General features: G+C 54.7%; 6 protein-coding genes. 1 reads left to right on the top strand and 5 read right to left on the bottom strand.

The genetic code is table 11. The features are described 5' to 3' along the window. Positions 1 to 1,095 (bottom strand): hypothetical protein (locus D5S03_RS05795; protein WP_287042982.1); only part of this gene is annotated, 1,095 nt, incomplete at its 3' end. Between the two features lie 329 nt (positions 1,096 to 1,424). Here D5S03_RS05795 and D5S03_RS05790 point away from each other — a divergent pair. Then, entirely contained in the window at positions 1,425 to 2,708 is a 1,284-nt protein-coding gene (locus tag D5S03_RS05790; RefSeq protein ID WP_008870440.1) for a response regulator, read from the top strand. A 36-nt stretch (positions 2,709 to 2,744) separates the two neighbouring features. Here D5S03_RS05790 and D5S03_RS05785 read toward each other — a convergent pair whose 3' ends face one another. The 4 genes from D5S03_RS05785 to tsaE all read right to left on the bottom strand — a co-directional run bounded on the left by D5S03_RS05785 (position 2,745) and on the right by tsaE (position 7,548). Then, positions 2,745 to 3,947, bottom strand: coding sequence for a replication-associated recombination protein A (locus D5S03_RS05785; protein ID WP_008870439.1), 1,203 nt, complete (start codon positions 3,945 to 3,947; stop codon positions 2,745 to 2,747). 86 nt (positions 3,948 to 4,033) lie between these two features. Next, positions 4,034 to 5,659 (bottom strand): citramalate synthase, encoded by a 1,626-nt coding sequence (gene cimA, locus D5S03_RS05780; protein ID WP_008870438.1) that lies wholly within the window; start codon positions 5,657 to 5,659, stop codon positions 4,034 to 4,036. A 153-nt stretch (positions 5,660 to 5,812) separates the two neighbouring features. Then, positions 5,813 to 7,081 (bottom strand): aspartate kinase, encoded by a 1,269-nt coding sequence (locus D5S03_RS05775; protein WP_008870437.1) that lies wholly within the window; start codon positions 7,079 to 7,081, stop codon positions 5,813 to 5,815. Continuing rightward, positions 7,072 to 7,548 (bottom strand): tRNA (adenosine(37)-N6)-threonylcarbamoyltransferase complex ATPase subunit type 1 TsaE, encoded by a 477-nt coding sequence (tsaE, locus tag D5S03_RS05770; RefSeq protein WP_208596404.1) that lies wholly within the window; start codon positions 7,546 to 7,548, stop codon positions 7,072 to 7,074. The genes D5S03_RS05775 and tsaE overlap by 10 nt, the downstream gene beginning before the upstream one ends. Position 7,549 lies beyond the last annotated feature (1 nt).

Raw genomic sequence — 7,549 nt, 5'->3', positions numbered from 1 at the left:
ACGACCCTGCTCTGCCTGCGGCACACGCTGCGGCACCATGGCATGCTGCTGATGAACCTGCTGGTGAGAGCCATGCAGCCTGTACCTGGTGGGTGCAAAATCAAAACCGAAATTCCAGCCCCACAAGGTGCTGGTAAAAGATACCTGCTCCGGCTTTTTTTCAATCTGTGCAAGGATGGCCTGCCTCAGCTGTTCCATTTCCTGGGGGGACATGGGCCCTGCTGCCGGTTCAAGGCCCAGCTCCCGGGCCAGGCGTACGTAGGTTCTTTGATAATACAGGTGCCTGAGCCCCTGCATATCCTTTAAAGAGAGGTCTGCGGCCCGGTAGCGCACCTCCTGGTGGCTCATGTTGGAGGCGTAGTGCCCCCAGGGTATGTAACTGTTGCGGCGCAGATACTCAAAGACCCGCGTGCTCTGCTCCCCTTCACAGACATCTCCCACGATCTCGCTTCTGCCCTGTACCCCGGGACGAAGCAGCATGATTTCTTTATATATATCCGGTAGAAAGGGGTTGTTACCCACAGCCTCGAACAGATCACGGTCATGTATCACCGGCAACGGGGAGCCGTCTTCCCGGCGGGAGTATGCAAGCCCGACTGGTTCCGCCCTTTGGCTGTCTTTTATAAAATCACACGACAAATGGGCCAGCCGGACAAGGTCCTGCGGATCAGTGGACGTGGTGGCCAGGGCCAGAAGCAGAGAATGAGGCAACTCCTGGAAAAGCCCCTGCACTGACTGGCTGGACATATTTTCCTTAGCTGCCCAGGAGTCAAGACTCTTTAACAGGGATACTTCACCTGGAGGGGAAATGCGGATGGATAAAGGGTCTTTGGCCCTGGAGGCAGCCCAGCCGGAATCGATAAATGTGCTTCCCCGGAAGCTGAAGGCATTGGGTATTTCGTAAACAGTAAAAGCCCCGTTTACCTGGAGATCCCCTTCCGGGAAATTGTCCTGGTTATGGACCATGGTTTCATCCGGCAGCCTGCCCAGGCAGAAGTGATGGTCCTTCTGCCTGAGATTACATACCTGATAAGAGGGGTGGTGCACCCCGTAGCGAAACTTCCCTTCCGGGGTCACGCAGGTTCGCATTTTCATCTAAAGCCCTCCTGGAGCCTTTTGAATTTAAAAAACTCTCACGCTCCCGGCATTACAAAGCCGGCTTTTGCAGACGCGTTGCACATGATCCTAAAACAGCAGGTTCAAATTATCAATTCGCCTTTCCCGCTTTTGTGGCCCGGTTTTTTTGTTCCGCCGCCGCGCTAAAAAACCGGCCGGGAAAGGAGCCACCCGGGGCGGGCAATGCTTCATCTGCGGCCCGGAAATAAAACACACAAGGGTGCAGGTGGGGATATGTGACAAAAATTTTGACTTTCGGGGCTCCATTGTTTAAAAGCAGGAAAAAAACACCTTCACAGGAAACCTTCATGCGCAACATTTCTTCATCGCCAGCTGCTGCTAAAGAAAAAACCATCCTCATTGTCGAGGACAGCAAGATATTTTCCCACGTATTGAGTAACGCGGTAAAAAAAGAACTGGGCCTGGAAGCCGTGGTCTGTTCATGCTATCAGGAGGCCCGGGACTACCTGGAGCACGGTTCGCAGGACCTTTTTGCCGCACTTCTCGACCTCAACCTCCCCGACGCACCCTATGGCCAAGTGGTGGACCTGGTGGTTGGAAAAGGCATAGCATCCATAGTCTTTACCGGGGAAATATCCGACGATCTGCGCGATCGAATGTGGTCCAAGCATATTGTGGATTATATATTAAAGGACAACAGGCACAACGTCCAGCAGGTGGTGGATATTGTAAAGCGGCTCCAGCTGAATACCGGGATAAAAGTACTGGTGGCGGACGACTCTTCCGTCAGCAGAAAGATAATCAGGGATCTTTTGGAGGTATGGAACTTTACCGTCCTGGAGGCCGGAGACGGCCGGGAAGCACTGGACATTCTCAATAGGCAGGACAGGATAGGAATCGTTCTGGCAGATTACAACATGCCCGAAATGGACGGCATGGAACTGGTCAAGGAACTCCGCCGCACATTTTCAAAGACCCGGCTGCCCATAATCGGCCTGTCGGGTGCAGGGGGCGCAACCACCTCGGCTCATTTTCTCAAGGCCGGGGCAAACGATTACATGCACAAGCCTTTCCTGGCTGAAGAATTGTACTGCCGCGTAAGGCACAACCTGGAAACCACCGAGTACATCCTGACCATAAGGGAGTTGGCTGAAAAGGATTTTCTCACCGGGCTTTTAAACCGGCGTTCTTTTTTCAATTCTGGTGAAAAGCTGTTTGCCAATGCCCTGCGGGGAAACCTGAATCTTGTTGTATCCATGATGGATATCGATCATTTCAAGAAATGCAATGATAAGTACGGCCATGATGCCGGGGACGAGGTCATTTGTTTTGTAGCAGACAGGCTCAAGTCCAGCCTGAGACAGTCCGACCTGGTGGCCCGGTTTGGTGGTGAAGAATTCTGCGTTGTGGGTGTCAACATGCACTCTGAAAACATCACGGAAGTATTCGAGAAAATCCGTGCAGACATTGAAAACTCGGTAATCAGGTCCGGGGAGCATGAAATGCGGGTCACTGTAAGCATCGGAGTATGTTCCACCCTGAAAAGCAGCCTCGAGGAAATGATAACCTGCGCCGACGACATGCTCTACAAGGCCAAAAATCAGGGCCGCAACCAGGTTTGCGTTGAATAAGGCTTTTCCAGGGAAAGACACTTACTCTGAAGATGTCTATATCTTTTTTCTCTTTCTTAGCCAGGCCAGAAGCCTTGGCTCCTGGCCCTGGTCTTTGGGCTCGTAGAACCTGCGCCCGGCAAGCTCAGAAGGCAGGTATTCCTGCTCAATCCATGCTCCCGGATAGAGATGCGGATACTTGTAGCCCTGACCGTAGCCCCATTCCTTCTGCAGGGTGGTGGAGGCATTTCTCAGGTGCAGGGGAACCGGTCTGGGGCCGTGGTGCCGGATTTCCTTCTGAGCGGACAGATATGCGGCATAGGTGGAATTGGATTTGGGAGCCAGGGCCAGATAGACCGCAGCTTCGGCCAGGGGGATGAAACCTTCGGGCATGCCCACGAATTCCACGGCATGCTGACAGGATACAGCCAGGGGCAGGGCCATGGGATCGGCCAGGCCCACATCCTCGGAAGCAGACAGGATCAGCCTGCGGCAGACAAACCTGGGGTCCTCCCCCGCTTCCAGCAGGCAGGCCAGGTAGTACAGGGCTGCATCAGGATCACTGCCGCGAATGGACTTGATCATGGCCGAGGCCAGTTCATAGTGCATGTCCCCGTCCCGGTCGCCCTTTATCACCGCTTCCGGTAGAACGGTCTTGAGCTTGTCCGGTTCCAGGTTCTCCTGGTCAAGCTCGCGCACATACTCCATGAGATTCAGAAAGGTGCGGGCGTCTCCTCCAGAAAGGGAGGCCAGCAGATCCAGGCTCTTCTCCGGAATGCTCACATCCAGCTCTTTGACTGCGCGTTCCCCGATCTGCCTTAGCTCAGGCATACTAAGAGATCTGAGGCGCAAAACATTCATTCTGGATAAAAGCTGGCGGGTGACGCTGAAGGACGGATTTTCCGTGGTTGTAGCCAGAAGGATGATTTCCCCGGTTTCAAGCAGGGGCAGAAAGAAGTCCTGCTGCGCCTTGGAGAAGCGGTGCAGCTCATCCAGGATAAGTATCTCCAGGCCCTCGAGCTTTTTGCGAAGCTCGGCCAGCCCGATCTCGGGAGCGCTGAGCCTTAGGTGGGACTTGCCCTGGTTTCCGGCAATGATCAGGGCCAGGGTGGATTTGCCGCACCCTGGAGGCCCGAAAAAAAGAGTGCTTTGAAGCCTCTGACTCTGGCCCATGGCCCTGAGCCTGGTCCTGAGATGGCTCTGACCAACAAAGTCCTCGATGCTCTGAGGCCTGATCTTTTCAGCCAGGGGTTTTTGCATGAATACTTATGCCCGCGGGGCAGTTGATTTTTGCCCCCGGGCCGTTTGCCTTGAAAAAATCCATTGATCCCGGCTTGAAAATACCCTCAAACCTGCTCCGCTTCCTTGATGGCCTTGGTCAGCTTGGCCTGGTCATCCTTGAACAGCTTGTAGTTCAGGGAATCCTCCAGGGCCTGACGGCTGGCCTCGATAATATTGAAGGATACCCCCACGGTGACCCACTGGGCATTGTGATCCGCGGACTCGATAAGCACCCTGACCCTGGAGGCTGTGCCGGAGTAGGTCCCGGAATCGTTTATGGCAAAGACACGGACCTTGAAATCCACCAGGTGCATCTCTGCAAGCGTGGGATAAAATTTCTCCAGAGCCTTGCGTAAAGCACTGTCCAGGGCATTCACCGGACCCTTGCCCGTGGCGGCGGTGTGTTCCTGCAGGCCGCCCACCCTGACCATGACCGTGGCTTCGGAAAAAGGCTGGTCCTTTTTATCGCTTTTGCTCTCCAGCACCCGGTATGAATCCAGGGTGAAATACTTGCGCGCCCGGCCCAGAGTGCGGTTTAAAAGCAGCTCGAAAGAGGCCTCGGCCACTGCATATTCATATCCCTGACTTTCCAGGTCCTTCAGCTTGGACAACAGGTCCAGCACAAAGGGATCGTCCTTGTCCAGCTGAAAACCGTACTGCCTGGCCTTGAACAGGATATTGCTCTGCCCGGCCAGATCCGAAAGCAGGATGCGCTGCTTGTTGCCCACCTCCTCCGGGACAATATGCTCGTATGTCCGGGGGTTCTTGCGCACTGCGCTTACATGCACTCCGCCCTTGTGAGCGAAGGCGGACTTGCCCACGAAAGGCTGACGGTGAAATGCCCCGATATTGGCTACCTCGGCCACGAAGTGCGAGGTGGAGGTCAAGAGGCTTAGGTTGTTTTCAGGCAGGCAGGTGTATCCCATTTTCAGTTCCAGACTGGGAATGATGGAGCACAGATTGGCGTTGCCGCACCTTTCTCCATACCCGTTGATGGTCCCCTGCACCTGAACAGCCCCCAGATCCACCGCCAGCAGGGAGTTGGCCACCGCTGTCTCGGAATCGTTGTGGGCATGGATGCCCAGCCTGGCCTCGGGCAGGCTTGCTTGAACCTCCTGGATGATCCGGCACAGTTCCATGGGTGTGGTGCCTCCGTTGGTATCACAAAGCACCAGGATATCCGCCCCGCCTTCCATGGCCCTGCCCAGGCAGGCCAGGGCGAATTCCTTGTTGGCCTTGAAGCCGTCAAAGAAATGCTCGGCATCGAAAAAGAGCTCCTCCACTCTGGGGCGCAGAAAGCCCACAGAATTGTAAATGATCTCCAGGTTGCGCTCCTGTGTGGTGCGCAGGGCGTCTTTTACATGCACATCCCAGGTCTTGCCGAATATGGTAATGGCTTTGGTCCTGGATTTGATCAAGGCATCCAGGTTGGGGTCATTCTCAGGGGTCTTCTTGGTGGAATGGGTACTGCCGAAAGACACCACCCGGGAATGATTCAGGGCATAATTCTGGATTTCCTGGAAAAAACGCTGGTCCGTGGGATTGGATCCCGGCCACCCGCCTTCTATATAATCTATGCCCAGGGTGTCCAGCTTGCGTGCGATGCGGACCTTGTCCTCGGTTGAAAGATGCACGTCTTCCGCCTGGGTGCCGTCTCTAAGGGTGGTGTCATATATCTGTATCTTTGACATAAATCACTCTACTACTGGTTTTAAAAAGGCCCTGTTCGTGATTGAACTTACATGCCCGGCAATACAAAAAGAGCCCGGGCAAACCCCGGTCCATTCTTGAGCATTCGCCTGACCACGCTTCTAAGCCGCGTTTACTAATGTGGCCAGCCTGGTCTACCGGTCCTCAACCTTGCACTGTGCCCTGTCCTCTACCGCGCCCTCCTGCATATCCGCCAGGCCGAAAGCCTCGTGCAGGGTACGGACGGCAAGCTCGGTATACTTTTCCTCGATAAGACAGGAGATCTTGATCTCGGAGGTACTGATGATCTTGATGTTGATATTTTCCCTTTTCAGGGCGGAAAAAGCGATGGCCGCCACCCCTGAGTGGTTGCGCATGCCCACGCCGATGACGGAAACCTTGGCCACCCCAGAATCATGCAGTATCTCCCTGGCCCCGATCTTGTCCTTGATCTTCTTGAGAATATTCAGAGTGTCTTCGCTGCTGCCCTTGGGCACGGTAAAGGTCATATCCGTACGGCCGCTTTCCCGGCTTGGGTTCTGCACTATCATGTCCACAACTATATTAGCCCTGGATATGGGCTCAAAAATCGCAGCCGCGCTGCCCGGGGCATCAACGACATCCACCAGGGTTATCCTGGCCTGATCCTTGTCATAAGCCACTCCGGAGACCATTGCAGCTTCCATGCTTTTATCCTCCTGTACGACTAAAGTTCCCGGGTTCTGCGTGAACGTGGAGCGTACATGCACCGGGACGTTGTATTTCTTGGCAAATTCCACGGAACGGATCTGCAGCACCTTGGCCCCCATACTGGCCATTTCCAGCATTTCATCATAGGCTATCTTTTTAAGCTTTCTGGCCTGGGAACAGATATTGGGATCAGTAGTGTACACCCCGTCCACGTCCGTATATATTTCGCAGACCTCGGCATCCAGGGCAGCGGCCAGGGCCACAGCCGAAGTGTCCGAACCTCCCCGGCCCAGAGTAGTGATGCGCTTTTCACAGTCGCAGCCCTGAAAGCCTGCTACCGCCAGCACATCGTAATCCTTGAGGATATCAAAAATATAATCCTTTTCAATATCCAGTATCCTGGCCTTGCCGAAACTGCGGTCTGTCTGAATGGGGATCTGAAACCCCAGAAAAGACCTTGCCTTTACCCCGCAGTCCTTGAGCAGCATGGAAAAAAGAGCCACCGAGGTCTGTTCCCCTGTGGAAAGAATTACATCCATCTCCGAAGGATCCGGACGCTTGGACCAGGTCCTGGCCAGGCTGAGTAGCCGATCGGTCTCCCCGGACATGGCCGAAAGAACCACCACCACCTTGTAGCCTTTGTCCAGGGCCTTGAGCACCCGCTCCCTGACCTTTAGCATACACTCCACATCAGCCACAGATGTGCCGCCGTATTTCTGTACTATCACCCGCATATACTGCTGCTCCTTAACTTTTCCCCTTCCCCGGAAAGAGTGATCAAAGCCTCTCTTGAACCGTTGCAAAATTTCAAAGAGATATCCACCCGGTCCCGGGGTCTTTGGCTCTCAGGCAGAAAATCCCCCCATTCCAACAGGATAAGCCGCTCCTGTCCAGCCAGGAGCTCCTCCACGTCCTGGTCGGGCTCCAGTCCCTGCAGCCTGTATAGATCCACATGCAAAGTCTCGGGGCGGGTGGGGTAGATATTGGCCAGGTTGAAGCTGGGACTGCTTACCTCTGCCTCATCGCCCCCGGGCAGGGCGGAAACAATGCCGCGGATCATGGTGGTCTTGCCCGTTCCCAGCTCCCCGCAAAAAAAGACCGCCGGGAAAAAACCCCGGCTGGTAAAAAAAAGGCCCAGCTTTCTGCCCAGTTCCAGAGTAGCCTCCTCGTCCGGGAGAAACAAAGGCTTAACGAAAGACAAA

Source organism: Desulfonatronospira sp. MSAO_Bac3 (assembly GCF_003838035.1).
Taxonomy (GTDB): domain Bacteria; phylum Desulfobacterota; class Desulfovibrionia; order Desulfovibrionales; family Desulfonatronovibrionaceae; genus Desulfonatronospira; species Desulfonatronospira thiodismutans.
This window is presented reverse-complemented; position numbering and strand designations above follow the sequence as displayed.

Excerpts from the sequence above, each read along its gene's own strand:
- D5S03_RS05790 (WP_008870440.1), top strand. The coding sequence starts at position 1,425 with ATGCGCAACATTTCTTCATCGCCAGCTGCTGCTAAAGAAAAAACCATC.
- D5S03_RS05785 (WP_008870439.1), bottom strand. The coding sequence starts at position 3,947 with ATGCAAAAACCCCTGGCTGAAAAGATCAGGCCTCAGAGCATCGAGGAC.
- cimA (WP_008870438.1), bottom strand. The coding sequence starts at position 5,659 with ATGTCAAAGATACAGATATATGACACCACCCTTAGAGACGGCACCCAG.
- D5S03_RS05775 (WP_008870437.1), bottom strand. The coding sequence starts at position 7,081 with ATGCGGGTGATAGTACAGAAATACGGCGGCACATCTGTGGCTGATGTG.